Raw genomic sequence first — 26974 nt, forward strand, 5'->3', positions numbered from 1 at the left:
CCCGGGGGTGACCGGCCGCCGTGGTGACGCCGGAGTGGGAGGTCAGCCGCTGTACGGCTTGGCGTCGACGATCTCGACGGCGATGTCCCTGCCGTTCGGCGCGGCGTAGTGGGTGGCGTCGCCCTTCTTCAGGCCGAGGATCGCGGCGCCGAGCGGGGACTTCTCACTGAACACGTCCAGATCGGTGCCGACGGCGACCTCCCGGCTGCCCAACAGGAACGTCTCCTCATCACCGGCGATCCGGGCGGTGACCACCATGCCGGACTCGACGATCCCGTCGTCGGCAGGCTGCTCACCCACGTGGGCGTTCTTCAACAGCTCGGTGAGCTGCCGGATCCGTGCCTCCGCCTTGCCCTGCTCCTCCTTGGCCGCGTGGTAGCCGCCGTTCTCCTTGAGGTCGCCCTCCGAGCGGGCCGCCTCGATGCGGGCCACGATGTCCGCGCGACCCGGGCCGGAGAGGTGCTCCAGCTCGGCGTGCAGGCGGTCGTAGGCGTCCTGGGTGAGCCAGGGGGACGAGGCGGCGCTGTTGGCGGTCACGCGATACTCCTTGTCGTGCGGGTGGCCATCGGTCGGCCCGTGCGGCCGACGCGGTGTCGCTTCGCGCAGGCCCGATCGGGGACGGCGGCACGGTGCCGGCAGCCCAAAAAAGGAACCCCGCCGGTGCCGGTCACAACCGTCACGTTCACCAGCGGGGCGAAGCGTATTCCGACCAGTCTAGCGAGCGGAAGCCCCGAACGGGGCATCGGGGTGCCGGATCCAACGGTTCCGACGTCCCGGCCGGCGAGGCCGAACGGTCCCAGGGACGTCAGCGGTGCCGCAGCGACCACGCCGATGTGCGGTCCCGTCGCAGTTCAGTTCCGCCGCAGCTCAGTTTCGCCGCAGCCCGGTCCCGGCGCGGGCGATCACGGCACCGTCCAGCAGCGGTCGACACCGCCGCTGACAGCGAGGGAGGTGGTGCGCAGCTCGACCTGGCGCGCGACGGCGCCGGTGTCGTCGACGTCGATCTCCGTGTATCCGACCACCGTGAAACGCTCGTCCAGCGCCTGGATGCCGCACCGTCCGCGTAGGCCGGCGGGGACGACGACGTCCATGCCCACCGTGATGGACGTCGAATCGCGCACCGAGAACCCGACGTCCTTGGTGGAGATCGTCGGTCGGTTGAGCACGAACGCGACCAGCGCGGTGGCGACGACACCGGCGACGACACCGGCGATGATCACGACGAGCCGGCCACGGCGGTTCAATCGGCGCTTGGGCGCTCCGTAGCGAGTGACTAGGGTGGGACTGGTCATCGACTCGGGGGTGCTCACGCGGGCTCTCATTCGCGGTCACGGACGGTAGGTCGTGCGGGTCACCGATGCGACTGCGCACGACGGCGGGGACGTCGTCCAGCCTATCCCGGCTCGGCAGATCGTGAGACCGCAGGTCGCCCACCTCGAGGCGGTGACCGCTCATGCCCCGGGGACGACCCGGTGACGCACGAAGCCGTTCGTATCTCCGTCCAACCGTCCAGGAGTGTCTGGTGCCCGAATCCGTTCCCCCCGGCTCGCTGCGACTGTTGACCGTGCACGCCCACCCGGACGACGAATCGAGCAAGGGCGCCGCCACCATGGCCGCGTACGCGCACGCCGGCGTCGACGTCATGGTCGCCACCTGCACGGGCGGCGAACAGGGCTCGATCCTCAACTCCGCGCTCGCGTCCGAGCCCCGGGCCCAGCGGGACCTTCCCGGCCTGCGACGGGAGGAGATGGCCGACGCGGCCGCTGCCCTGGGCATCACCCAGCGCTGGCTCGGTTTCGCCGACTCCGGTCTGCCCGAGGGCGACCCGCCACCGGACCTGCACGAACACAGCTTCGCCATGATGCCGCTGGAGCGGGCTGCTGCCCCCCTGGTGCGACTGGTGCGCCGATTCCGGCCGCACGTGATCGTCGGGTACGACGAGAACGGTGGCTACCCCCACCCGGACCACATCATGGCGCACCGGGTCACGGTCGAGGCCTATCACGCTGCGGGCGACCCCGACCGGTATCCGGGCACGGGCCGACCGTGGGCGCCCGCGAAGCTCTACTACGACCGGGCTTTCAACCCCGCCCGCTTCCAGGCGATGCACGATGTGCTCGAGGAGCGGGGCATCGAGTCGCCGTTCGCCGAGTGGATCGCCCGGCGGATGCAGACCGACGCCGAGGGCAACCCGCCGCCCGGGCTCACGCACGAGACGACCACCCGGATCCACTGTGCCGACTGGTTCCAGGTCCGGGACACCGCGCTGAAGTGCCACCGGTCGCAGGTCGCTCCGGACGGGTTCTTCTTCGCCGTCGGCCTGGATCTGCAGCGCGAGGTGTGGCCCTGGGAGGAGTACACGCTCATCGACGCCCGGGTGCCCACCGACCTGCCCGAGACGGACCTGTTCGCCGGGATCGAGCCCGACCGCGCTTCCTGACGGCGGCCCGCCCGTCGGGTCCCACCCGGAACGGGACCGCCGGCCGGGCCATTACCATGGAGGGGCGGGCACAGCCTCCCGGAGCCCGCTGACCCCGCGTCGTCGGTGCCGCCCGCTGATCGCATGACAGAAAGCCCTCATGATCCTCAGTCTCGTCCTGGCCGCCACTCCCAGTCCCACGCCGACCCCGCAGAACGGCGGGCTGAAACCGGGGTTGTCGGCCGAGCAGGTCACCCCCGGCACGCTCGGGTTCCTGGCGACCTTCGCTGTGGCCGTGGCCGGTCTCCTGCTGATCCGGTCCATGACCAAGCGAGTCCGGCGGATCCAGCACCGAGCCCTGATCGAAGAACGTGAGGCCGCCGCGCGCGGCGAGGCGCCCGGTGACGTGGACCCGGGATCCGGTGACGGCGGGCCGGGGACGGGTGCCGATCCTTCGCCCAGGGGGGCGGGCGGCGGCCCCGTGACCGGACACGGCAGCCCCGGCCCGCGCCGGTGACGGGCCGGGCGGGGAACGCACCGCGGTGAACCGGCGTTGCAGACCTCGTGCGCGAGACGCATGACGGCCTGGATCGTGAGGCGCTGGGCGCGATACGGGCATGAGCGGCTGTACGCCGAAACACCGGGCGGTACATCCCTTGGTTACTTCGACGTCAGGATCGGCCGTTACCACTCGGACGATCTGACGAACCTGCCTCTCCTGAAGGTGGCGATTCGCGACCACCTCGCCGTGCGGCTGACCACCGAGGGAACCCGGGCAGCCGTCGAGCACGCGACGGACGATCGGGCCGTGAGCGACTTCGCCCCGATCGCCGGGGTTCACGACAACCCGTCCGAGCCTGCTTGGACGGACCTCAGTGGGACGGCCGCGGGCGCAGCTTCCCGTGAGCGGGCGCTTGCCGAACGAAAAGCTCAGGGGTGGTTGCGTGGGACGTTGGCTCGGCTCGTCGACGCTCGGACTGACGAACGAGCGTGGCGAATCGGTGCCGATGGGGAAGAGGCCGTTGCTGCACAACTCACCGGGCTCGGTGGTGACTGGCGCGTACTCCATGCCGTGCGTGTGGGCGAACGAGACTCGGACATCGACCACGTCGTCATCGGCCCGGCCGGCGTGTTCACCATCAACGCGAAGCATCACCCCCACGCATCGGTCTGGATCGGCGGGGACACCTTCATGGTCAACGGGCGGCGGGTGCCGTACGTCCGCAACAGTCGCCATGAGGCGCGGCGCGCCGGGCGCCTCTTGACCGAGCAGGTGGGATTCCCGGTCACCGCCGTCGGGGTCATTGCAGTGATGGGCGCCCGCAAGGGCTTCACCGTCAAACAGCAACCGGCGGATGGCTCGGTGGTGGTGGTCCAACGACGGCGAGTCAGCGAGCACCTGCTGATGCTCCCGTCGCGACTGTCGCCACGCGAGATCGCTGCGATCTACCAGGCTGCCCGGCGATCGACGACCTGGCGATGACGGCCGGGTGATCTTCTGCTGGAACGAAGCGCGCGGACCCTTGGGGCCGTGACCGTCTCACTCGACCGTGTCCCCACCGGGCGACCGTCAGCGATCCCTGACCGCCCACGCCACTGACCCCGTGGAGCAGGTCATCTAGGCTGGCCGAGTGGGCCCTTCGACCAGCTCAAGGACCGAGGACCGAAAATCTCTTTCGTGCATCATGCTGGGAAGGCGATGCACGTGCCACTCGTCAGGAGTCACCGTCATGGCCAACCGGCTCGCGAGCAGCGCGTCGACGTACCTGCGCCAGCACGCCGACAACCCGGTCGACTGGTGGCCCTGGGGCCCCGAGGCGTTCGCGGAAGCCGCCGAGCGGGACGTGCCGGTACTGGTGTCCATCGGATACGCCGCCTGCCACTGGTGCCACGTGATGGCCGCGGAGTCGTTCGCCGACCCGGGGGTGGCTGCCTACCTCAACGCGAACTTCGTCGCCGTCAAGGTCGACCGGGAGGAGCACCCCGACGTCGACGCCGTGTACATGGCCGCGACGCAGGCGCTGACCGGGGAGGGTGGCTGGCCCATGACGGTGTTCACCGACGCCGACGGCCGCTGCTTCTACGCCGGCACCTATTTCCCGCCCCGCCCGGTGGCGGGCCGTCCCTCGTTCGGCCAGCTGCTCCTCGCCGTCCGGGACGCATGGGACCAGCGGCGCTCCGAGCTGGCGGCGACGGCCGAGTCCCTCGCCGCCAGCCTCGGCCGAGCCCAGGCGGTCAACCGGGACCTGATCGGTCAGCTGATCGCCACCGGCGCACCGACCGCCACCGGGGCGCTGCTCCGTCCCGGTGTCCTGGCCGAGGCCGTCCAAGCCCTCGCCGCCACCGAGGACGCGGAGCACGGCGGCTTCGGCGGCGCCCCGAAGTTCCCCGGCACCCCGCTGCTCTCGTTCCTGGCCCGCTACGCCGCGACGGGTTCTCCCACCGATGCCGAGTCCGCGGCCGCGACCGCCGAGGACCTGTTGGCCCGCACCCTCACGGCGATGGCCTCCTCCGCCCTCTACGACCAGGTGGAGGGCGGCTTCGCCCGCTACTCCGTGACCGCGGACTGGTCCCTGCCCCACTTCGAGAAGATGCTCTACGACAACGCGCAACTGCTGCAGGTCTACGTGCAGTGGTCGCGACTCGGCGCCCGGCACCGGCACGAGGGCTACCTCGGTGCCCGGATCGCCGCGGAGACGGCCGACTGGATGATCCGCGAGCTCGGCCTGCCCGACGGCGGCTTCGCGTCGTCCCTGGACGCCGACACCGAACTGGCGGGCGACCACGTCGAGGGCCTGACCTATGTGTGGACGCCGGCGCAACTGGCCGACGCGATCGGCGAGGACGCGGACCGCGTCGCGGTGCTGATGAACGTGGGCGCCGGCCCGCGACCCACCGAGCACGGCTGGCCCCTGCACCCCCGGCTGGAACTGAACCGCGAGGAACGGCAGCTGTTCGAGGCGGTCCGGCCCGCGTTGCGCCGCGCCCGTCGAGCCCGGCCGCAGCCGGGCCGGGACGACAAGGTCGTGGCCGGCTGGAACGGAATGGCGATCTCGGCGCTGAGCGAGGCGGCCCTGGCCCTGGACCGGCCCGACTTCGCCGCCGCGGCGGTGGCTGCGGCGGAGCACCTGTGGCGGGTGCACGTGCATCAGACGGCCGGCGCTCCCGTGTTGCACCGCATGTCCGCGGCCGGCGTCCTGCAGCCGGGGGAGGGCCGGCTGGAGGACTATGCCCACTGCGTCACCGGCTTCCTGGCGCTGTTCGCCGCCACCGGCGACGAGCGCTGGTACGAGCGGGCGACCGCCCTGCTCGAGGCCGCACTGGGCCGGTTCGTCGTCGACGGTGCCCTGCAGGACGTCCCGGCCGACGGGGACGGCGGCGCGTCCGGGCCCGCTGCGCTGGCCGGGGAGGCGCCGGTCGACCCGCTCGACGACGCCGTCCCGAGCGGCACGGCCGCTTTGGCGTTGGCCTGCGCGTTGGCCTCGGCGTACTCCGGGTCGATCGAGCACCGTTCCCTCGCCGAACAGCTGGTCGGCTACGTCGGACGACTCGCCGGGCAGGTGCCGCAGGTGGTCGGTGCCGGTCTGGCCGCGGCAACCGTCCTCGCCACCGGGCCCATCCAGATCGCCGTCGTCGGGCGCGATTCGGCGATGCGGTCCGCGCTGCGCAAGGTCGCGGCCGTCCACCCCGTCCCGGCGCTCGTCCTCGCCGTCGGCGACGGCGACGCGTCGGCACGCGACAGTCGCGTGCCCCTGCTGCGCGGCCGGCCGACCGGCCCGGCCGGGGTGGCGCGGGCCTACGTGTGCCGGAACATGGTGTGCGACCTGCCCGCCCAGACCGAGGCGGAACTGCGGGCGCAGCTGACCGGCTGAGAACCTGATCGGCTGAGAACGGCCGAAAGCCTGACCGGACCGGCTGAACCCCGCCGACCCGGCGGGGGCCGCGAACGCGCGCGTCAGCGGGCGGCGAGCACCGCCATCGTGATCCCCACGAAATGACACGTGAAGCCCACCACCGTGAGCACGTGGAACACCTCGTGGAAGCCGAACCAGTCGCGGCTGAGCTTGGGTCGCTTGAACCCGTAGCACACGGCCCCGACGATGTAGGCGGCGCCTCCGACGGCGATGAGGATGGTGATCGCCGGGCTGACCTTCCAGAACTCGCCCAGGTACAGGACGGACACCAACCCCAGCAGCACGTAGATCGGCACGTACAGCCACCGCGGGGCATGCACCCACAGCACCCGGAACAGCACACCGGCCACCGCGAGGGACCAGATCACCCACAGCAGCACGGCCCCCCGCGCCGGGCTGAGCAGGGTCACGGCGATCGGGGTGTAGGTGCCCGCGATGACGAGCGCGATGTTCGCGTGGTCCAGCCGCTTGAGCACCAGTCGGGTGCGCGGCGTCCAGTTGCCCCGGTGATATGCGGCGCTGGTGCCGAACAGCAGCACCCCGGTCAGAGCGAAGACGGCCGATGCCCACCGGGTGGGGGTGGTCGGCGCCAGGACGATCAGCACGATCCCGGCGGCCAGCGCCAACGGCGTCATGCCCGCATGGATCCAGCCGCGCAGCCGCGGCTTCTCCAGCAGGTCGGTGGCCCGCCCGAGGGCCGCGTCCGCGGGGGACGCCGGCTCGCGCCGGGCCGCCCGCGGGGCGGGGGCGGACGTCCGAGCGGGGACAGCGGAGTGGTGGGAACGCACGGGGTCATCGTAGCGAGAGGGACTGGGTGCCGCCCCCACGGCGACGGGCTGGGGAGGCACGGCGACGGGCCGCCCGGCGGTCGTGCCGCGATGTCATGATGCTGGCAATGCTGCTATTATCGCTGCATGGGTATTGCCATCACCGTTCGCGAGGTGCCGAGTCCGGTCAGGGACGAGCTGGCGGCGCGCGCTGCCCGGGCCGGGATGTCCCTGCAGGAGTATCTTCGCGGGATGTTGATTCAGGCCGCCGGCAGGCCTGCGGTCGACGACGTGATCGCTCGCGCGCGGGCGCGCGTCGACATCACCGGCTCCCGGATCGACACCGCTGCCATCCTCGCCGCTCGGGACGCGGACCGGCGGTGAGGCCACGGGTCGTCTGTGACGCCTCGGCCGTGGTTGCCCTGCTGCTGGACGCGGGACCGGAGGGGCGTTGGAGCGCGGCCGCCCTGGCGGGAGCTGAACTGGCAGCGCCAGGTCTGTTCGCCTTCGAGGCGAGCAACATCATCCGGCGCCATGAGCTCGCCGCACTGATCACCGTCGACCAGGCCGCCCAGGCTCACGCCGACCTCCTCGAGCTCGCCGTCGAACACTGGCCGTACGACCTCCTGGCGCCGCGGGCCTGGGAACTTCGCAGCAACCTCACCACCTACGACGCCAGCTACGTCGCCCTCGCCGAGCTGCTCGAGACCTCGCTCGTCACGCTCGATCGGGGCATCAGCCGCGCGCCGGGCCTGCGGTGCAGGGTGCAGACGCCCTGACGTACCCCTCGACCCGGGCCCGGGCGGGCGCGTGCGCGATAGTGTGGTCAGGTTCGCCAACCCCGCGTCGAGCGGACGGAGAAGCGAGCGGACGGAGAAGCGAGCGGACGGAGGAGGATGAGGTCCCGTGGCTGGAGCGGACGAGCGGCCGGCCAGACGGACCCCGCTCTACGACCTCTACGAACAGCGGCTCGCCCGCCAGGTGATGCGCTCGCCGCTGCCGGAGCACATCGGAGTCATGGTCGACGGCAACCGCCGGTGGGCTGCCCTGGCCGGCGCCCCGACCCGGCACGGGCACCAGGCCGGTGCGGACAAGATCCACCAGTTCCTGGGGTGGTGCGCCGAACTCGGCATCAAGGTCGTCACCCTGTACATGCTCTCCACCGACAACCTCAACCGGGACAGCGCGGAGCTGGAGGACCTGCTCGCCATCATCGGCAACACGCTGGACCGGATCGCCGAGGACCCCACGGTGCGGGTGCACCCGGTGGGAGCACCCGACGTGCTGCCCGCCGATCTCGCCGCGCGGCTGCGCGGCCTGGCCGAACGCACCGGCGACGCCGACGGGCTGCACGTGAACGTCGCCGTCGGCTACGGCGGGCGGCGGGAGATCGTCGATGCGGTCGGCGAGCTGCTGCGCGACGCGGCCGCCGCGGGCAAGGACCTGTCCACCGTGGCCGACGAGCTCTCCGTCGAGCAGATCTCCGCCTACCTCTACACCCGCGGTCAGCCCGACCCGGACCTGGTCATCCGCACCTCCGGGGAGCAGCGGCTCTCCGGCTTCCTGATGTGGCAGAGCGCCTACAGCGAGTTCTACTTCTGCGAGGCCCTGTGGCCGGACTTCCGGCGCATCGACTTCCTCCGCGCCCTGCGCGACTACGCGCGACGGCAGCGCCGCTTCGGCTCCTGACCGGCGAGCGGCGGATTCCCCGTTGTTCACCCCCCGTTCTTCACCCCCCGTTCATCCGGCCGGTACGGCGTGGCTGCCGTCCGTGGTCGAGTTGCGGCCTAGATTCGTTCCATCGGTCGGCACGATCGCCGTCCGGTGCGGGAGGCCCACCATGATGCGTCGCACCCTCGGACCCGGTCCGGGCCGGCGGGACACCGTCCCGGCGCGGCCGGACGGATCCGCGGTCGGCGGTGCGGCAGGCCGTCCGGCTGGAGGACAGCCGACGCGGCCCCGAGGCGTCCCGGATCCGACCTGACGAGCGATCCGGGTCGCGATCGCGGCCCGGGGCGGGGAGCGAATCGTGACACCAGCACAGTCAGCACCGCAGGCAGCAGCCCAGTCGGCGACGACCTCGCCAGCGCGGACGGGTACGACCCGGGACCGTGCCACGACGGGCGACGTCCCGGCCGAACGTCCCGCACTCACGTCGCGTGCCAACCGGCCGCTGGCGAACCAGCCCGACGCGGCGGTGCGGTGCATCGTCGTGGACACGTCGGTACTCCTGTCGGACCCGCGGGCGATCTACCGGTTCGCCGAGCACGACGTCGTGCTGCCCGTCGTCGTCATCACCGAACTGGAGAAGAAGCGGCACGACCCCGAGCTCGGCTGGTTCGCCCGCAAGGCGCTGCGCCTGCTCGACGACCTGCGGATCGCCCACGGCACGCTGAACGAGCCCGTGCGGCTCGGCGACGAGGGCGGCACCCTGCGGGTGGAACTGAACCACATCTCCGCCGACGTGCTGCCGGCCGGGTTCCGACTCGGCGACAACGACACCCGGATCCTCGCCGTCGCCCGCAACCTCGCCGACGAGGGGCACAACGTCACCATCGTCTCCAAGGACCTGCCGATGCGGGTCAAGGCATCCGCGATCGGGCTGGCCGCGGAGGAGTACCTGCACGAGCAGTCCAAGGACTCGGGCTGGACCGGGACCGCCGACGTCGGACTCGACGACGCGCAGCTGGCGGCGCTGTACGATCACCAGCCGGTGCCGCTGCCGGCCGAGCCGCGGTTGCCGGTCAACACGAATCTGGTGCTCACGTCCGGCCGCGGGTCGGCACTGGGCCGGGTCCACGCCGACGGCACGGCGCGCCTGGTCCGCGGGGACCGGGACGTGTTCGGCTTGCACGGCCGCTCCGCCGAGCAGCGCCTGGCGATCGACCTGCTGCTGGACGAGACGGTCGGCATCGTCTCCCTCGGGGGCCGGGCGGGTACCGGCAAGTCCGCGCTCGCGCTGTGCGCGGGGCTGGAGGCCGTGCTGGAGCGCCGTGTGCACCGGAAGGTGGTGGTGTTCCGGCCGCTGTTCGCCGTCGGCGGCCAGGAGCTGGGCTACCTGCCCGGTTCCGAGCAGGAGAAGATGGGCCCCTGGGCGCAGGCCGTGTTCGACACCCTCGGCGCCCTGGTCTCCCAGGAGGTCGTCGAGGAGGTGATCGACCGGGGGATGCTCGAGGTGCTGCCCCTGACCCACATCCGCGGGCGGTCCCTGCACGACGCGTTCGTCATCGTCGACGAAGCCCAGTCGCTGGAGAAGAACGTGCTGCTGACCGTGTTGTCCCGGATCGGGCAGAACTCGAAGGTGGTGCTCACCCACGACATCGCACAGCGGGACAACCTGCGGGTCGGCCGGCACGACGGGATCGCGGCCGTCGTCGAGACGCTCAAGGGTCACCCCCTGTTCGGGCACATCACCCTGACCCGGTCCGAGCGGTCCCCGATCGCGGCGCTGGTCACGGAACTGCTGGAGGGCGTCGACCTCTGATTCCTCAGGTGGGCGGGTAGTCGGGCCGGTGGGCGCGGGCCCGACGTGCCAGCAGCACGCCGACGACGACGCCGGCGACGGCCCCGGACAGGTGACCCTGCCAGGAGACGAACGGGTTGACGGGCAGCACCCCGACGGCCAGCCCGCCGTAGAGCACGAGAACGATCAGGGCCGCCAGCGCCGGGCCGAACCGGCGTGCCGTGAACCCATAGGCGAGCGCGAACGCGGCGAACCCGTACACCACACCGCTGGCTCCCACGTGCACACTGCCGGAGTCGCCGATCAGCCAGGTACCGAGGCCGCCGAGCACGGTGACACCGGCGAACACCGTCCAGAACCGGCCGCTGACCAGCCCGACCAGCACCCCCAGAACGAGGAACGCGCCGCTGTTGGCGATCAGGTGGGCGAACCCCAGGTGCAGGAACGGGGCGGTGAGCACACCCCACAGCCCGTCAAGCTGCCGCGGCCGGATGCCGAAGGCGTCCAGGCGCAGCGGGATCAGCAGGTCCACGATCTCGACCACCCACATCAGCGTCACCAGCGCCACCGGCGGTCCGACGACCCGGACGGTGTGCCGGCGCAGCTCCTCCCGGAGAGTGGGCTCGACCGCCGGAGGTCGGGACGGCCGGTACGGCCGGCGGGGGCCGTTCGGGGCGCTCACCGCGTCGCCGTGCTCTGTTCGGGGCAGCGCCGCAACCCGGGCTGCCGGCGCTCACGCCCGGTCACGGGGCACCGCCGAGGAACTCGTCGTCGCCGGCGTACTCGTCCGTGCCCAGGATCCGCAGCCACAGGACCGGCTCGCTCGCGTCCTCGGGCTCCACCAGCACGCACACCCCGGTGGCGGCGTCGATCCGCACGGTGGTGCGGCCCGGTCCCAGCAGGGCGGCGGCCGGGTCGGCCACCCGGTAGGCGTGGTTGGGGGAAAGGAGCGCCTCCAGGACCGGTCTGCCCTCGTGGTCGGCCTCGCGCAGCGCATGCACGGTGACTGGTTCGGCCTGCGGCAGATCGGCTGCGGCCGGTGCGTTCCCGGCCAGCTGCACCGGGTCCAGGGTGGAGGCGAGCCGCGGATCGTCGTACCAGGGCTCCCCGTAGGCGGCCTCGGGCCGGCGCTGCACCAGTCCGTCCGGGGCCCGGAGCGGGGTGACCAGGTGCGGGGGCATCAGCCAGGACGAGGCCCGGCGGGCGGTCGCGTAGCTGCCGAGTCCGGGCGGGGCGTTCAGGCTGGCGTGCACCAGGCCGCCGTCGACCCCGGTGATCCGCAGCGCGAGCGGGCGACGCACCAGGGCCTCGAGGGGCTCGGCACCCGGGCGCATCGTGAACCGGAACCGGAGCGTCCGCCACCGCCACGGTGAGGACCGGCACAGGCGCCGGAACCGGGCGGCGGTCGCCGGGTCGGCGTGGTCGGGGTCGACGGGGTTGCCGTGCTCCGGCCCCGACGCCGTCTCCGGCCCCGACGCCGTCTCCGGCGCCGGCTCCGTCTCCGGCCCCGACGCCGTCTCCGGCGCCGGCTCCGGTCGGGGCACGGACTCGCCGGCGGCGTCGCGCTCGGTATCGCGACGGGAAGCGCGCTTCGGCCGGAACGGCTCCGGCGACGGCGGGACGGACATGAGCGCAGTCTAGCCAGCCGCGCTGGTCCACACCCGTTCGGGCTTCACCCGTTGGGACTACATCGATCGGGCTTCCCGATCGGCAACGAGCCCGTTCGTCCACACCCGCTCGGGTTACCCGCTCGGCAGCGGGCCGGGCCCGGTAGGCTGCGCTCATGTCGGGGGAGACACGCGGCACATCGGGGCGGCGATGATCGGCCGGCTCGCTGATCTGAGTGCCGCGCATCCGGTGGCCGGCCTGCTGGCGGCCCTGGCGTGCGCGGGTCTGCTCGCGCTCGCAGTGCTGCTGACCGTCGTCGACGTCGTCGAGCACCGGCTGCCGGACCGGCTCGTGCTGCCCGGCATCGCCGGCTCGGCGGTGCTGTGGGTGGCGGCGTTCGTTGTCGCCGGCCCGGAGGCGGGCGGCGCCGGCGGTGTTCTCCGCACGCTGGCCGGCGGGGTGGTGCTGTTCGCCGGCTACCTGCTGCTGCGGATCATCCACCCACCCGGCATGGGCTTCGGGGACGTGAAGCTGGCCGGTCTGCTCGGCCTGCACCTGGGCGCCGCCGGCTGGGCGCACGTCGCCGCGGGCACGGTGCTCGCGTTCCTCGCCGGCGGTGTGGTGGGCGCCGCCTTGCTGCTGACCCGGCGGGCGAGCTGGCGGACCACCCTCCCGTTCGGCCCGTTCATGCTCGCCGGCGCCGGCGCCGCCCTGGTCCTCATCCCCGCCGGTTGACCCCGGGGTCCGACCGCGGCGGCCACGGGCGGGAGTCAGCGAGGGAGGTTGCGCAGGTTGGACCGCGCCATGCTGACGGCTTCCCCGGCGCCCCGGTTGAGCACGACCTTGCTGATCGCCGTCGCGAAGCCGACCACCTGCTCGGAGGTGATCTTCGGCGGGATGGACAGGGCGTTGGGGTCGGTGACGACGTCGACGAGCGCCGGCCCGGGGTGCGCGAACGCCTCCCGGTAGGCGGCCTCGATCTGCCGGGGATCCTCCACCCGGGTGGTGTGGAAGCCGAGGGCCTCGGCGATCCGCGCGTAGTCGACCGCCGGGACGTCCACCCCGAAGTCGGGCAGCCCGTCGACCAGCATCTCGAGTTTGACCATGCCGAGCGTCGAGTTGTTGAACACGACCACCTTGACCGGCAGTCGGTACGCGGCCACGGTGATCAGTTCGCCGAGCAGCATGGACAGCCCGCCGTCACCGGCGACGGCGATCACCTGCCGGTCCGGGAACGCCGCCTGCGCGCCGATCGCGTGCGGCAGCGCGTTGGCCATCGAGCCGTGCAGGTAGGAGCCGATCAGCCGGCGGGTGCCGAGCGGGTTGATGTACCGGGCGGTCCACACGTTGCCCATGCCGGTGTCGGCGGTGAAGATCGCGTCGTCGTCGGCCACCTGGTCCAGCAGCGACGCCGCGTACTCCGGGTGGATGGGAACCAGCCGGTCCGCGCGCCGCGTGTAGGCGCCGACCGCCTTGTTCATCAGCTTGTCGTGCCGCTTCAGCGTGGCGTCGAGGAACCGGCTGGAGGTCTTCTCCTTCACCAGCGGCAGCAGCGCCGCCAGGGTGGGCAGGACGTCCGCGTTGACGGCGACGTCGACGTCGGTGCGCCGCCCGATGTGCTCGGCCGCCCGGTCCACCTGCGCGGTCCTGGTGTCCGGCAGGAACTGGTCGTACGGGAAGTCGGTGCCGAGCAGGATCAGCAGGTCCGCGTCGTGAATGCCCTCCGCCGCGGCCCCGTAGCCGAGCAGACCGGTCATCCCTACGTCGTACGGGTTGTTGTACTGGATGAAGTCCTTGCCGCGCAGCGAGTGCCCCACCGGGGCCTTCAGCTTCGCGGCGAGGTCGACGACGGCGTCGTGCGCGCCGGCGACGCCGATGCCGGCGAAGATGGCGACCTTGTCCGCCGCGTCGATCGCCGCGGCCAGCGCCGCCAGGCTCTCCGGATCCGGGTGGAGGATGCCGGGGGTGAACGTCGCCGGGGCGGGCGCCTTCGCTGCCACCGCCTCGTCGGCGACGTCCCCGGGCAGCGTGATGACGGCGACCCCACGCCGGGCGACCGCATGCGTGATCGCGGCGTGCACGACGCGCGGTGACTGGACCGGCGTGGAGATCAGCTCGCTGTACACGCTGCACTCGGTGAACAGCCGGTCGGGGTGGGTCTCCTGGAAGAACCCGGTGCCGATCTGCGAGCTGGGGATGTGCGAGGCGATGGCCAGCACCGGGGCGCCGGACCGGTTGGCGTCGTAGAGCCCGTTGATCAGGTGCAGGTTGCCGGGCCCGCACGAGCCGGCGCAGACCGCCAGCCGGCCGGTCAGCTGCGCGTCGGCGGACGCGGCGAACGCGGCGGCCTCCTCGTGCCGCACGTGCATCCAGTCGATCCCGCCGCGCGCGGACCCGCCGCTGGCGCGCACCGCGTCGACGATCGGGTTGAGGCTGTCCCCGACGATGCCGTAGATCCGGCGGACTCCGGCACCGATGAGTTGCTCGACGATCTGCTCGGCCAGTTTCTGGGCCATGGCGGTTCCTTCCGGTCATGCTCGACGGGTGGTCTCGCCTGTCAGTCTGGCACCGACGCCGGGCGGGCGGTATGCCGTGGTTCACGGCGCACCCACGCTTCAGGACGTCCTTCGTCGCCCGGTTCTTCGTCGCCGGGTTCTTCGTCGCCGGGTTCTTCGTCGCCGGGTTCTTCGTCGCCCGGTGGGACACTTACTCCCGTCGAGGCGGTGGGGGGCTGTCCCGAACGGTAGGAACTGTCCCTCTCGCGGTGGCGGCGGACGAACACGGGGCGAGCACCGGCTCCCTAGAATGGGCCGCGTGCCCACCCCCGACTTCATCCTCAGCATGCGCGCCAAGCTCGGCACCGACCTGATCTGGCTGCCGGGGGTGACGGCGGTGGTGCTCGACGACGAGGGCCGGGTGCTGCTCGGCCGACGCGCCGACAACGGCCGGTGGGGACTGATCACCGGCATCCTCGAACCGGGCGAGGAACCCGCCGTCGGCCTGGCCCGGGAGATCGCCGAGGAGACCGGCGTCGTCGCCCGCGTCGAGTTCCTCACCTCGACCAGTGTCGGCGACCCCGTCACCTACCCCAACGGCGACCGGGCGCAGTTCCTGGATCTGACCTTCCGCTGCCGGTGCGTGGCGGGCGAGGCGCGGGTGGCCGACGACGAGTCGACCGCCGTGGGCTGGTTCGACGTCGACGACCTGCCGGACTCGATGCCCGAGCACCAGCGGTGGCGGCTGCGGACGGCGCTGGCCAGTACCGGGGTGGCGGTCTTCGCCCACGACTGAGCTCGGCGACCGGCGACCGGACTGAGCTCGGCGACCGGCGACCGCGACTGAGGCGGCGACCGGCGACCGGACTGAGCTCGGCGACCGGCGACCGGACTGAGCTCGGCGACCGGCGACCGGACTGAAGCGGCGACCGGAAGCGTTCGAGGCCCGAAATCGGCCCGACGCCGTCCGTCAGAGGCCGGGCAGCGGCTCCTCCGGCGTCGGGTAGGTGATCCGCCCGTCGTCGACCACGGCGAACGGGGTCAACTCGGCCGGCCGTACCGACGTCGGAGACATGAGGTGAGCCACCTCGACCCCGGCCACGAGCAGCGCGTCGGCGATCAGTCGGCGGTGACAGCGCCAGGGCACGGCCTCACTGCACATGATCGCCGGTACCGAGTGGCCGGCGATCTCCAGCAGCTCGGCGAGGCCGGCATGGAAGTCGGCCGTCGCCATGTGGTCGGCGTAGTCCCGGAACGCCTTGACGCGCCACCCGCCGTTGGGGCTGGCCACACCGGCGGGGGTGTGCCGACGGCCGCCGAGCGCCCGGATCCACCGGTAGCCGATGCCCGCCGGGAGCCGCTCGACGATCGCGTCCTGGTTCCACTGCGGATGAACGCGGGAGGTCGGGAAGGACCGGACGTCCACGAGCATGGTGATGTCGTTCGCCCGGAGCATGGCCACCATATCCTCGAACGGGCGGGTGGAGTGCCCGACGGTGAACACCCGGCGCGGGCGGTCGGGGACCGACGGCATGGCGGCTGCCGGACCGGTTCAGGCGGTGGCCGGCCCGGTCATCGACATCACGTCCAGCGCCGCGTCCAGCTGCTCCTCGGTCAGCTCGCCGCGCTCCAGGTAGCCCAGCGCGACGGTCGCCTCCCGGACGGTCAGGCCCTCGGCGACCGCCTTCTTGGCGATCTTCGCGGCGTTCTCGTAACCGATGTACTTGTTCAGCGGCGTGACGATCGACGGGGACGCCTCGGCCAGGAACCGGGCTCGGTCCACGTTGGCCTCGATGCCGTCGATCATCTTGTCCGCCATCACCCGCGCCGTGTTGGCGAGCAACCGGATGGACTCGAGGAGGTTCGCGGCCATCACCGGGATGCCCACGTTCAGTTCGAACGCGCCGTTGGTGGAGGACAGGGCGATGGTGGTGTCGTTGCCGATCACCTGCGCGGCGACCTGGATCGCGGCCTCGCAGATCACGGGGTTGACCTTGCCCGGCATGATCGAGGAGCCGGGCTGCAGATCCGGGATGGCGATCTCGCCCAGGCCCGTGTTGGGACCCGAACCCATCCACCGCAGGTCGTTGCTGATCTTCATCAACGAGTAGGCGATGGTGCGCAGCTGACCGGAGGCCTCGACCAACCCGTCCCGGTTGGCCTGCGCCTCGAAGTGGTTCCGCGCCTCGGTCAGCGGCAGCGCCGTCTCCTGCGCGAGGATCGCGATCACCTTCTGCGGGAAGCCGGCCGGGGTGTTGATGCCGGTGCCGACGGCGGTGCCGCCCAGGGGCACCTCGGCGACGCGCGGCAGGGACGCCTCGATCCGTTCGATGCCGTAGCGCACCTGCGCGGCGTAGCCGCCGAACTCCTGGCCCAGGGTCACCGGGGTGGCGTCCATCAGGTGGGTGCGGCCGGACTTGACGACGTCGGCGAAGGCCGCGGCCTTCCGGCTCAGTGCGGCATCCAGGTGGGTCAGGGCCGGGATCAGGTCGTTGAGCAGGGCGCTGGTCGCCGCGACGTGCACCGAGGTGGGGAACACGTCGTTGGAGGACTGGGAGGCGTTGACGTGGTCGTTCGGGTGCACCGTCCTCTCGGACCCGGCGGCCTTCAGCGCCCGCGTGGCCAGTTCCGCGATCACCTCGTTGGTGTTCATGTTCGACGAGGTGCCGGACCCGGTCTGGAACACGTCGATCGGGAAGTCCCCGTCGTACCGGCCCGCAGCCACCGCGTCGGCGGCGTCCGCGATCGCGTCCGCCAGGTCTCCGTCGAGCACGCCGAGTTCCGCGTTGGCGCGGGCGGCGGCCTTCTTGATCAGTGCGAGCGCCTCGATGTGCTTGCGCTCGAGCGTCTTGCCCGAGATCGGGAAGTTCTCCACGGCCCGCTGGGTCTGAGCGCGGTACAGGGCGTCGGCCGGGACGCGGACCTCACCCATCGTGTCGTGCTCGATGCGGTACTCGGGGGTGTCGGACACCGGTGTCTCCTCGTGGTGGCGGTGGGTGGTGCCCGGCCGGCGTCGTCGCGACCGGGGCGTGGGGGGAGTGGTCAGGCCGGCGTCGTCAGGGGCGTGGTCGTGGAGACGACGACGCCGCTGCCGTCCTCGAGGTGGTAGCTGACGCCGACGACGGCGGTGCGGCCGGCCTCAACGGCCTCGGCGATCACCCGGGAGTTGTCACCGAGCCGGGCCGCGGTCTGCCGCACGTGCTCGTCGATCATCGAAGGCAGGTCCTGGTGGCCCCCCCGCTTCGCGGTCAGCACCGACGGGGTGATCCGCTCCACGAGGTCGCGGATGAAACCGGTCGGCATCTCGCCACTGTCGACGGCGTCGCGGGTGGCGGTCACGGCGCCACAGCTGTCGTGGCCCAGGACGACGATGAGCGGCACGGCGAGCACAGCGACCGAGTACTCGAGCGAGCCGAGCACGGCGTCGTCGATCACCTGACCGGCCGTGCGGATGACGAACACGTCACCGAGGCCCACGTCGAAGATGATCTCCGCGGCGAGCCGTGAATCCGAGCAACCGAAGATGACGGCGAACGGGTGCTGTTCGTTGACGAGGGCGGTGCGCCGGGCGGCGTCCTGGTTGGGGTGCTGCGACTGCCCGGACACGAACCGGCGGTTGCCGTCCGCGAGCCGCTGCCACGCGTCGGCGGGACTGAGTTCGGCGGGGCTGACTTCAGCAGGAGAGGGTGAAGACGTCACGGCAGCCAGCATATCCAGTCGGCCGGGGTCGTGCCCCGCCCGGGTAGGCCCGCGGGCGCTCTCCGGGAGGCGGCGTCAGGACGCGGCGGCGGTGGACGCCGGTGCGGTCGGCACCGGCGTCGAGCCGGGCGTACCCGCGGCGTGCAGGTCGGCGACGACGGCGGCGGCCAGCGTGGTCAGGGCGGCGTCGGATGCGCTGCCCCGCAGGATGACGACGGAGCCGCCGACGGTGCCGATCAGGGACTTCGTCCCGCCCTTGTCCCGCAACTCGAACCGCTGGCCCGCCACGGTGCGGTCCGAGGTGACCGGCGCGTTCTCCGTTGCCTGCGCGATCCAGGTGGGATTGGCGCGCCGCGCGGCCGCCTGGGTGAGGGCGATGAACTGCTGATCCTCGCTGACGTACCCGATCTCCCAGTTCGGCACCCCGGAGCCGCTGCCGGCGTTGAACCGGGCGTAGTTCGCGCTCCAGCCCGCCGGCATCGCCGCGACCGGGCGGAACCCGGCGGCCGGTGCCGCCTGGGCGGCGATCGCCGGAACGTCGACCGCCGGTCGATACGTCTCCGCCCGCTGGGCCGGGCTGAGCAGCAGGACGGGGATGATGGCGGCCAGGCTGACGGCCACCGCGATCAGCAGGCCCGTGGCCGAGGAGCGGATCCGCTTGGCCTGCGCGGCGCTGAGCACCGCGGGGGTCCGCGGCTCCGTGGAGGGGGCGGGATCGGGGGAACTCACGCCCTCCATCCTGCCGCATCCGCACGTCCTCACCATCGTCACGCCCCTCGTCACGGAAGTTCGCGGCACCGCGCGCGTGGGTAGGATCGAACCGTTCGCGCCGAGCACTCGACGATCCGATCACTCGAAGATGAGGTCACCGTGTCCGAGAAGACCACCGATACGCCGACGCCGCCGATCGAGACGGGTGGATCCGAGAACGGTGCCGCCGACCAGGCTGCCACGCAGACCCCGGCCGACGTCGCCCCCTCGGTCGTGGAGGCGCTCTCGCAACCGCACCACGCGGAGAACCGGTTCTCGGCGCTGTCCCCGACGCTGGCGACCACGGACCAGGAGCCGGACCGCAACCTCGCCCTCGAACTCGTCCGCGTGACCGAGGCCGCGGCCATCGCCGGCGGCTTCTGGGTCGGCATCGGCGACAAGAACCGGGCCGACGGCGCCGCCGTGGACGCGATGCGCTCCTTCCTTCACTCCGTGCGCTTCAACGGCGTCGTCGTGATCGGCGAGGGGGAGAAGGACGAGGCCCCCATGCTCTTCAACGGGGAGCGCGTCGGCGACGGCACCGGCCCCGAGGTCGACGTCGCGGTCGACCCGATCGACGGCACCCGGCTGACGGCGCTCGGCATGGACAACGCGCTGGCGGTGCTCGCCGTCGCCGAACGCGGCTCGATGTACGACCCGTCCGCCGTGTTCTACATGGACAAGCTCGTCACCGGGCCCGAGGCCGCCGAGATGGTCGACCTGCGGCTGCCGGTCAAGCAGAACCTGCACCTGATCGCCAAGTCCCTGGGCAAGAGCATCAGCCAGGTGACCGTCATGGTCCTGGACCGGGAACGGCACAAGCCGCTGGTCAAGCAGATCCGGGACGCGGGCGCCCGCACCAAGTTCATCGTCGACGGCGACGTCGCCGGCGCGATCGCGGCGGCCCGGGAGGGCACCGGCGTGGACGCGTTGATGGGTATCGGCGGCACCCCGGAGGGCATCGTCGCCGCCTGCGCGCTCAAGACCCTCGGCGGCGCCATCCAGGGTCGGCTGCACCCGACCAGCGACGAGGAACGGCAGAAGGCCATCGACGCCGGGCACGACCTCGACGCCGTGCTGCTGACCGACGACCTGGTCACCAGCGACAACTGCTACTTCGCGGCCACCGGCATCACCAACGGTGACCTGTTGAGCGGCGTCCGGTACAGCAACACCACGGTCCGCACCCAGTCGATCGTGATGCGCTCGAAGTCCGGCACCATCCGGTTCGTCGAGGCGGAGCACCAGGCCGAGAAGTGGACGGACTACGCCCGCTGAGGCGGTGGTGACCTGGCGGCCCGTTCCGCGGGTCTGCTTCGGCCGACGGGTCGGTGGCTCCGTCCGACGGCGGACACCGTGACATAGGCTGGATGCCGCCCCGGCGGCCCGACGCCGGGCCGCCGTATCACCGAGCCGCCAGGAGAGCAGTGAGCCAGAACCGCGCGACCGTCACCCCGATCGAGGACCGGAACGCCTGGGACGCGGCGGTCGAGGCGCTCGGCGGTCACCCGCTGCAACTGTGGGGCTGGGGTGAGGTCAAGGCCGCGCACGGGTGGCAGGTCGAGCGTCTGCTCGTCACCGGCACCGCGGCTTCCGGCTCCGTCACCGGTACCGCGGCTTCCGGCTCCGTGGCCGCGCCGGATTCCGGCGCCGCGGTCACCGGCACACCGCTCGGCGCCGCCGAGGTGGCGTACCGGTCGTTGCCGTGGCCGTTGCGGTCCCTGGCCTATGTCTCCCGCGGACCGGTGGGTGACCCGGAGCGCGCGGCGGAGGTGCTCGACGCCGTCGCCGCTCATGTGAAGGCCACCCGCGGGTCGGTCGCGCTCGTCGTCGAGCCCGACTGGGAGGCTGGGTCGGCGGGGGAGGCGCGCCTGACCGCGGCCGGCTTCCACCGCACCGACTCCACGATCCTCATCCCGCGCACCCTCATCCTCGACCTCACCCGCACCGAGGACGAGCTGATGGCCGCGATGCACCGCACCACCCGGGCCAACGTGCGCAAGAACCTGCGCAGCGATCTCGAGTTCCGCCGGGTCGCCTCCGAAACCGAGCTGGAGAAAATCCTCGCGCTCTACCGCGACACCGCGGCCCGCGCCGGGTTCGGCATCCACGGCGACGACTACTACCGCGACATCTGGCGGTTCCTCGGCGAGAACTCGCCGATCGTCGCCGCCTTCGACGGCGGCGAACCGATCGCGTTCGTGTGGATCGCGCGGAGCGGCTCCACCGCGTTCGAACTCTACGGCGGCGTGTCCCCGGCCGGGCAGAAGGCCCGCGCGAACTACGGCGTCAAGTGGGCGGCGTTCACCGAGATGAAGGCCGACGGCTGCACCCGCTACGACCTGAACGGCTTGCTGAACGACGGCATCTCGGATTTCAAGAAGCAGTTCGCGCAGCACGAGGACCAGCTCACGGGCACGTGGGACCTGCCCCTGTCCCCGCTCTACCCGGTGTACGCGCGGGCGATGCCGCTCGCCCGGAAGGCCGTCACCCGCGCCCGGCCGGCCGCGAAGGCTGCGCTCGCCGGGGCCGTCCCGGCCGCCCGGCGCGTCGTCGGCGGTGCCCTGCCGGCGGTCCGGTCGCTGGTGTCGAAGGCCCGCTCCCGCTCCGGGCGCTGACGCCGGCCGCTGACCCCGCGGTCCTGCGCCTTCTCCCGCGCCTTCTTCCGCGTTCACGTCCGACTCACCGCCCCGGCTCGCGTGCCGGAGCCGACGCGGACCGCGCTCATCGCCCCTCCGCCCGGCCTGCCGACCTGATCCGGTACCGGTGGCCCACCGGCCACCCCGCGCCGGGGTGCGGAGAGCCGCGCGGCGACCGCGTCCACCTGGCCCCGCGCCACCTCCGGGTCGCCGTCCGCGGCGATGCACAGGTGGGCGGCCGCATTCGCGTACCAGGCGGCCGCGTCGGCGCGTCCCATCGCGACGAACACGCCCGCTGCCTCGCCCAGCAGGTCGGGCCGGCCGCCCGCCGCGTGTCGCACCTCCGCGGCGGCGTCCTCGAAGGCGACCTCGCGGCGGCTCGCGTGCCGGGAGGCCACCCCCATCAGCGTCGCGATCGTCAGCCGGTCACGCATCGGTGCGCCGGAACGGCTGTCGGTGCCACCGGCTCGGTGCCGGAGGGCGTGCTGGGAAACGCGAGCAGGGGCGTCGAGCAGGGTGTCCGTCATGGACGTCATGGTGCCGGCTGCCACCGACAGAAGCCCGGGCTGCCGGGCCAGTTCGGCGCTGGTACGCCCTTCTCCTGGGTGGCGCTGGTCAGAGTCGGCCGCGTCGGGCGCGGTCGGCGAAGTCGTCGAGGGCGGAGAGGATCTCCGGCGACCGCCAGAAGCGGCCGCGCTTGAACTTGTCGACGCCCGTGACGATACCGGCGTCCTCGAGCGCGTCCATGGCCCGCTTCTCGGTGGCCCGACGTGGCGGCTGACGGTTCAGCGAGACGGCACGGTCGCGAAACTGCGGGACTCGTCCCTCACCGAACAGCTGCCCAGGAGTGTCTCGGACGTCGTGCAGACGACGACGAAGGCCGTGGCGGGTACCCGATCCGAATGACGCAGCGGACGGGTGCCGCAGTTGCTCCTGTCCAGATGACCGCCGCCGGTCCTCAGAACTCCCGGGCGACCGTCGTCGCGAATGCCCGGGTGCGCCCCGTGGAGCTCCGTTCGGCGGCGCGCGCCATCACGGGCGCCTCGGCCGCCGGGACGAACGCCGCCTCCCCGCGGGTCGCCCGCAGGGACCCGTTCGGGGAGTCGAGCATGAGGGTGCCGTCGGTGACGACGACGAGGGCCGGGCCGTGCTGCAGTACCGGCAGATCACCGCTGGTCGAGGCGTCACCTGGCCCGGCGTCGAAGTCGAGCACCTGGAGGGCGAACTCGTCGAACGGGGGAGCGAAGACCAGCTGCCCCCACTCGGTCTCCACGGCGGGCAGTCCGGGCACTCCGCGTGCGGCGAACCGCACGGTCTTCAGCAACTCGGGCACGTCGACGTGCTTGCCCGTCAGGCCGCCGCGCAGCACGTTGTCCGAGGCCGCCATCACCTCGATGCCCAGTCCCGACAAGTAGGCGTGCACGTTGCCGGCCGGCAGGTAGAGGGCCTCCCCGGGCAGCAGGCTGACGCGGTTGAGCAGCAGGGAGACGACGACGCCCGGGTCGCCGGGGTAGCGTTCCTGCAGATCGGCGGCCGTGGCGATCGAGATCGCCGTTCCCGGGGACAGCACATCGGACAGTGACGCCGAGGCGAGGGCCGCGAGCGCGTCGGCGGCCAGTGCCGCGTCGCCCCGCCGGTCGAAGACGAGGGCGAACGCCTGCCGCAGGCGCGGGTCCTCGTCCGTTCCGGAGGACTCGGCGTCGGAGGACGGTGCGTCCCCCTCCAGGAGATCGGCGAGCTCGGTGAGCAGGCGAACCCCGGCCCCCGATGCATCGTCGCCGGACCCGCCGCCGTCGGCAGCCAGGCCGCGCTCGAGCGCGGTGATCGTCTCGCGCAGCAGGACCGCGGTCGCGGCGGGGTCACGGAAACCGCTCAGCGCCGCGAAGTCGCTGAGGGCGTAGATCATCTCGGGCTTGTGGTTGCGGTCCCGGTAGTTCCGCTCGGGGGCGTCACGGGCGATCCCGGCCTCGTCCTCCGCCGCGTACCCGGCCTCCGCCTGCGCGATCGTGGGGTGGACCTGCAGGGAGAGCGGTGCATCGGCTGCGAGGATCTTCATCAGGAACGGCAGCCGCTCGCCGAAGCGCTCAACGACCCCGGCGCCGAGCGTCGCCCCGGGATCGGCGGCGATCACGTCATCGAGCCGGGCGCCGGACCCGGGTTCCCCGGCGGCGATCACCGACGGGGAGTCGGGGTGGGCGCCGAGCCACAGCTCGGCCTCCGGGTCGCCGGAGGGCTCCCGCCCGAGCAGGGTGGCGATCGCCGTCGTCGAGCCCCACGGGTAGGGGCGGATCGGGCTGGTCAGGCGGAACACACGCGCTCCTTCGGGTCGTCGGCGAGCTCGATCGTCCCGAACCCGTGATCCTCAGTCGGCATCGAGGCCGTCCCGCAGTTTCTGCCCCTTGGCCAGGGCGCTCGCCCGCAGGTCCCGCGCGAAGCGGACCAGGTCCCCGCGCAGCCGTCCGGCCTGCTCGTCCGACCCGGCAGCGAGGATGCGAGCGGCCAGCAAGCCGGCGTTCCGGGCACCGCCGATGGAGACCGTCGCCACCGGGACGCCCGCGGGCATCTGGACGATGGAGAGCAGCGAATCCATCCCGTCGAGGGTCTTCAGCGGCACCGGCACCCCGATCACCGGCAGCGGCGTGACGGCGGCGAGCATGCCGGGCAGGTGGGCGGCGCCCCCGGCCCCGGCGATGATGACGCGCAGTCCGCGGCCGGCGGCGTCCCGCCCGTAGGCGATCATGTCTTCCGGCATCCGGTGCGCGGAGACGACGTCGGCCTCGTAGCCGATGCCGAACTCGTCCAGCGCCTCGGCTGCGGCGCGCATCACGGGCCAGTCGGAGTCCGAGCCCATCACGACGCCGACGAGCGGGTCGGGGGCGGGTCCGGCCGAGGCGGATCCCGCCGAGACTGACCCGGTCCTCGGGGTGGCGGTCATCGGGGTCCTCCGGTCGTGGCGCCGCCGTCGGGGCCGACACCGGTGCGACCTGTTCCCGCGGAATCGCCGTGCGGTGCGCCGTCCGATGAGACGTCGTCGGCCGGCCTCCCGGACACGCCGTCGGCGAGGGTCTGGGCCGCGTTCCCGGCGGCCGCACGCACCCGCGGCAGATCCCCGGCGGTGGAGGCGACGGCGTTCACGTGCCCGACCTTCCGGCCGGGCCGCACCCCCTTGCCGTAGGTATGCACCTTCACGGCGGGGGCGTCCGCCAGCACCCGGGGGTAGGCGGTGAACAGGTCGGGGTTGGCGCCGCCGAGCACGTTCTTCATCACCACGGCCGCGCCGACGACATCCGTGGCTCCCAGGGGCAGGTCGAGGACCGCCCGGAGATGCTGCTCGAACTGGCTGGTCACGCTGCCGTCCATGGTCCAGTGGCCGCTGTTGTGCGGGCGCATGGCGAGCTCGTTGATCGCGAAGCCGGGGCCGACGCCCGGCGTCTCGAACATCTCCACCGCGAGGACGCCGGTGACGCCGAACTCGGCGGCCAGCGTACTCGCGGCGTCGCTCGCGGCGGCCGCGACGGTGGGATCGAGGTCCGGGGCCGGGGCGATCACCTCGTCACACACCCCGTTCACCTGGATGCTCTCGACCACCGGCCAGGAAGCGATCTCGCCCGACGGGGTGCGGGCCAGCAGGGCGGAGAGTTCACGGCTGAAGGGGACCTTCTGCTCCGCCAGCAGCGGGCCGCCGCCGGTGAACCAGTCCGCGGCGGCGCGGGCGGCGTCGGCGTCGTCGATCACCCGCACACCCTTGCCGTCGTAGCCGCCGCGCGGGGTCTTGAGGATCACCGGCCAGCCGGTCGCCTCGCCGAACGCGACCAGATCCTCGACGTCGTCGACGACGGCCCAGCCGGGATTCGGCAGGCCGAGCCGGTCCACCGCCGCTCGCATCACCAGCTTGTCCTGGGCGTGCACGAGCGCGTCCGGCCCCGGATGCACGGACACGCCCTCGGCGATGAGGGCGCGCAGGTGCTCCGTGGGCACGTGCTCGTGGTCGAACGTGAGGACGTCGACGTCGGAGGCGAACCGGCGCAGGGCGGCCAGGTCCCGGTGATCACCGATCTCGAACCGGTGCACCGCCGCCACCGCGCACTCGTCCGCCGACGTGGCCAGCACGTGCAGCTGAAGCCCCAGTTCCGTCGCCGGCGGCGCCATCATGCGCGCCAGCTGGCCGCCGCCCACCACACCGATCACAGGTCTGTCCATCCCGCCAGCCTATCCAGCCGAGCCGGCGGGACCGGCGTGCGGCTAGGCTGGCTGGGCTAGGCGGGCGCCTCGGCAAGCAGGGGAGCGTGGGCACCGTCACGGCGTTCCCTCGCCGCGGCGGAGTCGCCCGCGTGTCGCCGACGGTAGAGTGTCTCGGGTGGCCGCAGCCGGTCCGGCAGCCGGCCGACGTGGCTCCGGCCCGGTGACGAGCGGGCCGCTCGATCGCGAGACGGCGGTCGACCAGCACGATGGCGAGGTCGGGATGCAGGCACTGGTGGAGCGGTTCCGCGGGCTCTTCTCCATGCTGATGCGGGAGATCCTCAAGTTCGGCACCGTGGGCGCCGTCGGTTACGTGATCAACAACGGCGTGTGGTTCCTGCTGGTGCACGGTCCGATGCAGGACAGTTACGCCAAGGCCAGGGTCGTCTCCGGCATCGTGGCCACGCTGTTCGCCTGGGTCGCCAACCGGTACTGGACGTTCCGGCACAAGCGGCAGCCCAACAAGGTTCGCGAGCTCGTCCAGTTCCTCGTGATCAACGCGATCGGGGTCGGCATCGAGGCCGGCTGCGTGTGGTTCACGGTCTACGTCCTGGGCCTGACGGACACGACGTCCTCGTTCATCGCCGGTGGCGTGATCGGCCTCGGGCTGGGAACCATCTTCCGTTTCATCGCCTACCGCTACTGGGTGTTCTCCGCCGAACTGAACGCCGAACCCGATTTCGCCGACGACATCGCCGCTCACGACCAGCAGCGCTGGACCGAGACCGAGCGGTTGCGCCGGATCCGCGCCGAGGAGGTCCGCCGCGAGGAGGTCCGGCACGGGATGGAGTCCGACGGGCACTGAGGCCGTGGGCGCCGCGAGGGTTCAGGTCGGTCTCGCACTCTGGCCCAGATAGAAGAGCCGTTGTCCGGGCTGGGGTGCCCTGGCCCGAACAGCGTGGCCGTTGTCCGGGCTCCCGTGCGAGGTGTGGCGGCCACCCGCGAGGGCTCGGGTCGTTCTCGCATACCGGCCCGAACAGC

28 protein-coding genes are annotated in these 26974 nt (G+C 72.3%); 13 read left to right on the forward strand and 15 right to left on the reverse strand.

Features of this window, described 5'->3' with window-relative positions; all coding sequences use genetic code 11:
- Positions 1 to 42: 42 nt before the first annotated feature.
- Both greA and BKD30_RS10490 read right to left on the reverse strand, forming a co-directional pair.
- A complete protein-coding gene (greA, locus tag BKD30_RS10485) occupies positions 43 to 537 on the reverse strand; it encodes a transcription elongation factor GreA (RefSeq protein WP_076704499.1) in 495 nt (164 codons plus the stop codon).
- A gap of 365 nt (positions 538 to 902) precedes the next feature.
- Positions 903 to 1310, reverse strand: coding sequence for a DUF4307 domain-containing protein (locus BKD30_RS10490; RefSeq protein ID WP_159440567.1), 408 nt, complete (start codon positions 1308 to 1310; stop codon positions 903 to 905).
- Between the two features lie 209 nt (positions 1311 to 1519).
- Between BKD30_RS10490 and mca the strand changes: the two genes are divergently transcribed.
- From mca to BKD30_RS10510, 4 genes are all read left to right on the forward strand, one after another.
- Positions 1520 to 2440 carry a mycothiol conjugate amidase Mca gene (gene mca / locus BKD30_RS10495; protein ID WP_076704665.1) on the forward strand — a complete coding sequence of 307 codons (921 nt, stop codon included), beginning with the start codon at positions 1520 to 1522 and terminating at the stop codon, positions 2438 to 2440.
- A gap of 139 nt (positions 2441 to 2579) precedes the next feature.
- A complete protein-coding gene (locus BKD30_RS10500) occupies positions 2580 to 2936 on the forward strand; it encodes a hypothetical protein (protein ID WP_076704503.1) in 357 nt (118 codons plus the stop codon).
- A 60-nt stretch (positions 2937 to 2996) separates the two neighbouring features.
- A complete protein-coding gene (locus tag BKD30_RS15630) occupies positions 2997 to 3902 on the forward strand; it encodes a nuclease-related domain-containing protein (RefSeq protein WP_083956302.1) in 906 nt (301 codons plus the stop codon).
- 247 nt (positions 3903 to 4149) lie between these two features.
- Positions 4150 to 6291 carry a thioredoxin domain-containing protein gene (locus tag BKD30_RS10510; protein ID WP_076704504.1) on the forward strand — a complete coding sequence of 714 codons (2142 nt, stop codon included), beginning with the start codon at positions 4150 to 4152 and terminating at the stop codon, positions 6289 to 6291.
- Positions 6292 to 6374: 83 nt separating this feature from the next.
- Here the strand turns inward: BKD30_RS10510 and trhA are convergent, their stop codons facing one another.
- The gene (trhA, locus tag BKD30_RS10515; protein WP_076704505.1) at positions 6375 to 7121 is read right to left on the reverse strand and encodes a PAQR family membrane homeostasis protein TrhA; all 747 of its coding nucleotides are present in this window, start codon (positions 7119 to 7121) and stop codon (positions 6375 to 6377) included.
- 126 nt (positions 7122 to 7247) lie between these two features.
- Between trhA and BKD30_RS10520 the strand changes: the two genes are divergently transcribed.
- The 4 genes from BKD30_RS10520 to BKD30_RS10535 all read left to right on the forward strand — a co-directional run bounded on the left by BKD30_RS10520 (position 7248) and on the right by BKD30_RS10535 (position 10584).
- A complete protein-coding gene (locus BKD30_RS10520) occupies positions 7248 to 7484 on the forward strand; it encodes a FitA-like ribbon-helix-helix domain-containing protein (protein ID WP_076704506.1) in 237 nt (78 codons plus the stop codon).
- Positions 7481 to 7879, forward strand: a complete 399-nt coding sequence (locus BKD30_RS10525) for a type II toxin-antitoxin system VapC family toxin (protein WP_076704507.1) — start codon at positions 7481 to 7483, stop codon at positions 7877 to 7879. The genes BKD30_RS10520 and BKD30_RS10525 overlap by 4 nt, the downstream gene beginning before the upstream one ends.
- A gap of 127 nt (positions 7880 to 8006) precedes the next feature.
- The gene (locus tag BKD30_RS10530) at positions 8007 to 8789 is read left to right on the forward strand and encodes an isoprenyl transferase (RefSeq protein ID WP_076704508.1); all 783 of its coding nucleotides are present in this window, start codon (positions 8007 to 8009) and stop codon (positions 8787 to 8789) included.
- A 484-nt stretch (positions 8790 to 9273) separates the two neighbouring features.
- Positions 9274 to 10584, forward strand: a complete 1311-nt coding sequence (locus tag BKD30_RS10535; protein ID WP_076704667.1) for a PhoH family protein — start codon at positions 9274 to 9276, stop codon at positions 10582 to 10584.
- A 4-nt stretch (positions 10585 to 10588) separates the two neighbouring features.
- Here the strand turns inward: BKD30_RS10535 and BKD30_RS10540 are convergent, their stop codons facing one another.
- The gene (locus BKD30_RS10540; protein ID WP_235861626.1) at positions 10589 to 11245 is read right to left on the reverse strand and encodes a rhomboid family intramembrane serine protease; all 657 of its coding nucleotides are present in this window, start codon (positions 11243 to 11245) and stop codon (positions 10589 to 10591) included.
- A gap of 61 nt (positions 11246 to 11306) precedes the next feature.
- Positions 11307 to 12191 (reverse strand): hypothetical protein, encoded by an 885-nt coding sequence (locus BKD30_RS10545; RefSeq protein ID WP_175578474.1) that lies wholly within the window; start codon positions 12189 to 12191, stop codon positions 11307 to 11309.
- 190 nt (positions 12192 to 12381) lie between these two features.
- Between BKD30_RS10545 and BKD30_RS10550 the strand changes: the two genes are divergently transcribed.
- Positions 12382 to 12906 (forward strand): prepilin peptidase, encoded by a 525-nt coding sequence (locus BKD30_RS10550; protein ID WP_076704509.1) that lies wholly within the window; start codon positions 12382 to 12384, stop codon positions 12904 to 12906.
- A 35-nt stretch (positions 12907 to 12941) separates the two neighbouring features.
- Here the strand turns inward: BKD30_RS10550 and BKD30_RS10555 are convergent, their stop codons facing one another.
- A complete protein-coding gene (locus BKD30_RS10555; RefSeq protein ID WP_076704510.1) occupies positions 12942 to 14687 on the reverse strand; it encodes a pyruvate dehydrogenase in 1746 nt (581 codons plus the stop codon).
- Positions 14688 to 14985: 298 nt separating this feature from the next.
- On the opposite strand from BKD30_RS10555, the gene BKD30_RS10565 reads away from it, so the two are divergent.
- Positions 14986 to 15462, forward strand: a complete 477-nt coding sequence (locus BKD30_RS10565; RefSeq protein ID WP_076704671.1) for an NUDIX hydrolase — start codon at positions 14986 to 14988, stop codon at positions 15460 to 15462.
- A 174-nt stretch (positions 15463 to 15636) separates the two neighbouring features.
- Here BKD30_RS10565 and BKD30_RS10570 read toward each other — a convergent pair whose 3' ends face one another.
- The 4 genes from BKD30_RS10570 to BKD30_RS10585 form a co-directional block, all read right to left on the reverse strand.
- Entirely contained in the window at positions 15637 to 16200 is a 564-nt protein-coding gene (locus BKD30_RS10570; RefSeq protein ID WP_076704512.1) for a DUF488 domain-containing protein, read from the reverse strand.
- Between the two features lie 18 nt (positions 16201 to 16218).
- A complete protein-coding gene (locus BKD30_RS10575) occupies positions 16219 to 17637 on the reverse strand; it encodes a class II fumarate hydratase (protein ID WP_076704514.1) in 1419 nt (472 codons plus the stop codon).
- A gap of 71 nt (positions 17638 to 17708) precedes the next feature.
- Entirely contained in the window at positions 17709 to 18365 is a 657-nt protein-coding gene (locus BKD30_RS10580; RefSeq protein WP_235861628.1) for a carbonic anhydrase, read from the reverse strand.
- Positions 18366 to 18440: 75 nt separating this feature from the next.
- Entirely contained in the window at positions 18441 to 19094 is a 654-nt protein-coding gene (locus BKD30_RS10585) for a DUF4245 domain-containing protein (protein WP_235861629.1), read from the reverse strand.
- Between the two features lie 303 nt (positions 19095 to 19397).
- Between BKD30_RS10585 and glpX the strand changes: the two genes are divergently transcribed.
- Both glpX and BKD30_RS10595 read left to right on the forward strand, forming a co-directional pair.
- A complete protein-coding gene (glpX, locus tag BKD30_RS10590; protein ID WP_408033377.1) occupies positions 19398 to 20393 on the forward strand; it encodes a class II fructose-bisphosphatase in 996 nt (331 codons plus the stop codon).
- 149 nt (positions 20394 to 20542) lie between these two features.
- Positions 20543 to 21733 carry a lipid II:glycine glycyltransferase FemX gene (locus tag BKD30_RS10595; protein ID WP_076704519.1) on the forward strand — a complete coding sequence of 397 codons (1191 nt, stop codon included), beginning with the start codon at positions 20543 to 20545 and terminating at the stop codon, positions 21731 to 21733.
- Between the two features lie 53 nt (positions 21734 to 21786).
- Here BKD30_RS10595 and BKD30_RS10600 read toward each other — a convergent pair whose 3' ends face one another.
- The 5 genes from BKD30_RS10600 to BKD30_RS10615 all read right to left on the reverse strand — a co-directional run bounded on the left by BKD30_RS10600 (position 21787) and on the right by BKD30_RS10615 (position 25954).
- Positions 21787 to 22281, reverse strand: coding sequence for a hypothetical protein (locus tag BKD30_RS10600; RefSeq protein ID WP_076704521.1), 495 nt, complete (start codon positions 22279 to 22281; stop codon positions 21787 to 21789).
- An 88-nt stretch (positions 22282 to 22369) separates the two neighbouring features.
- Positions 22370 to 22501 (reverse strand): hypothetical protein, encoded by a 132-nt coding sequence (locus BKD30_RS16880; protein WP_268874384.1) that lies wholly within the window; start codon positions 22499 to 22501, stop codon positions 22370 to 22372.
- Between the two features lie 211 nt (positions 22502 to 22712).
- The gene (gene manA, locus BKD30_RS10605) at positions 22713 to 24065 is read right to left on the reverse strand and encodes a mannose-6-phosphate isomerase, class I (RefSeq protein WP_076704522.1); all 1353 of its coding nucleotides are present in this window, start codon (positions 24063 to 24065) and stop codon (positions 22713 to 22715) included.
- 51 nt (positions 24066 to 24116) lie between these two features.
- Positions 24117 to 24689, reverse strand: a complete 573-nt coding sequence (gene purE / locus BKD30_RS10610) for a 5-(carboxyamino)imidazole ribonucleotide mutase (RefSeq protein WP_083956309.1) — start codon at positions 24687 to 24689, stop codon at positions 24117 to 24119.
- Positions 24686 to 25954: a 5-(carboxyamino)imidazole ribonucleotide synthase gene (locus tag BKD30_RS10615; RefSeq protein ID WP_083956310.1), complete on the reverse strand. Its 1269-nt coding sequence runs from the start codon at positions 25952 to 25954 to the stop codon at positions 24686 to 24688. Before BKD30_RS10615 ends, purE begins: the two co-directional genes overlap by 4 nt.
- A 157-nt stretch (positions 25955 to 26111) precedes the next feature.
- Here BKD30_RS10615 and BKD30_RS10620 point away from each other — a divergent pair, with 157 nt between their 5' ends.
- Positions 26112 to 26798 carry a GtrA family protein gene (locus BKD30_RS10620; protein ID WP_235861630.1) on the forward strand — a complete coding sequence of 229 codons (687 nt, stop codon included), beginning with the start codon at positions 26112 to 26114 and terminating at the stop codon, positions 26796 to 26798.
- Positions 26799 to 26974 lie beyond the last annotated feature (176 nt).

Origin of the sequence: Tersicoccus phoenicis (genome assembly GCF_001968835.1) — a bacterium.
GTDB lineage: Bacteria > Actinomycetota > Actinomycetes > Actinomycetales > Micrococcaceae > Tersicoccus > Tersicoccus phoenicis.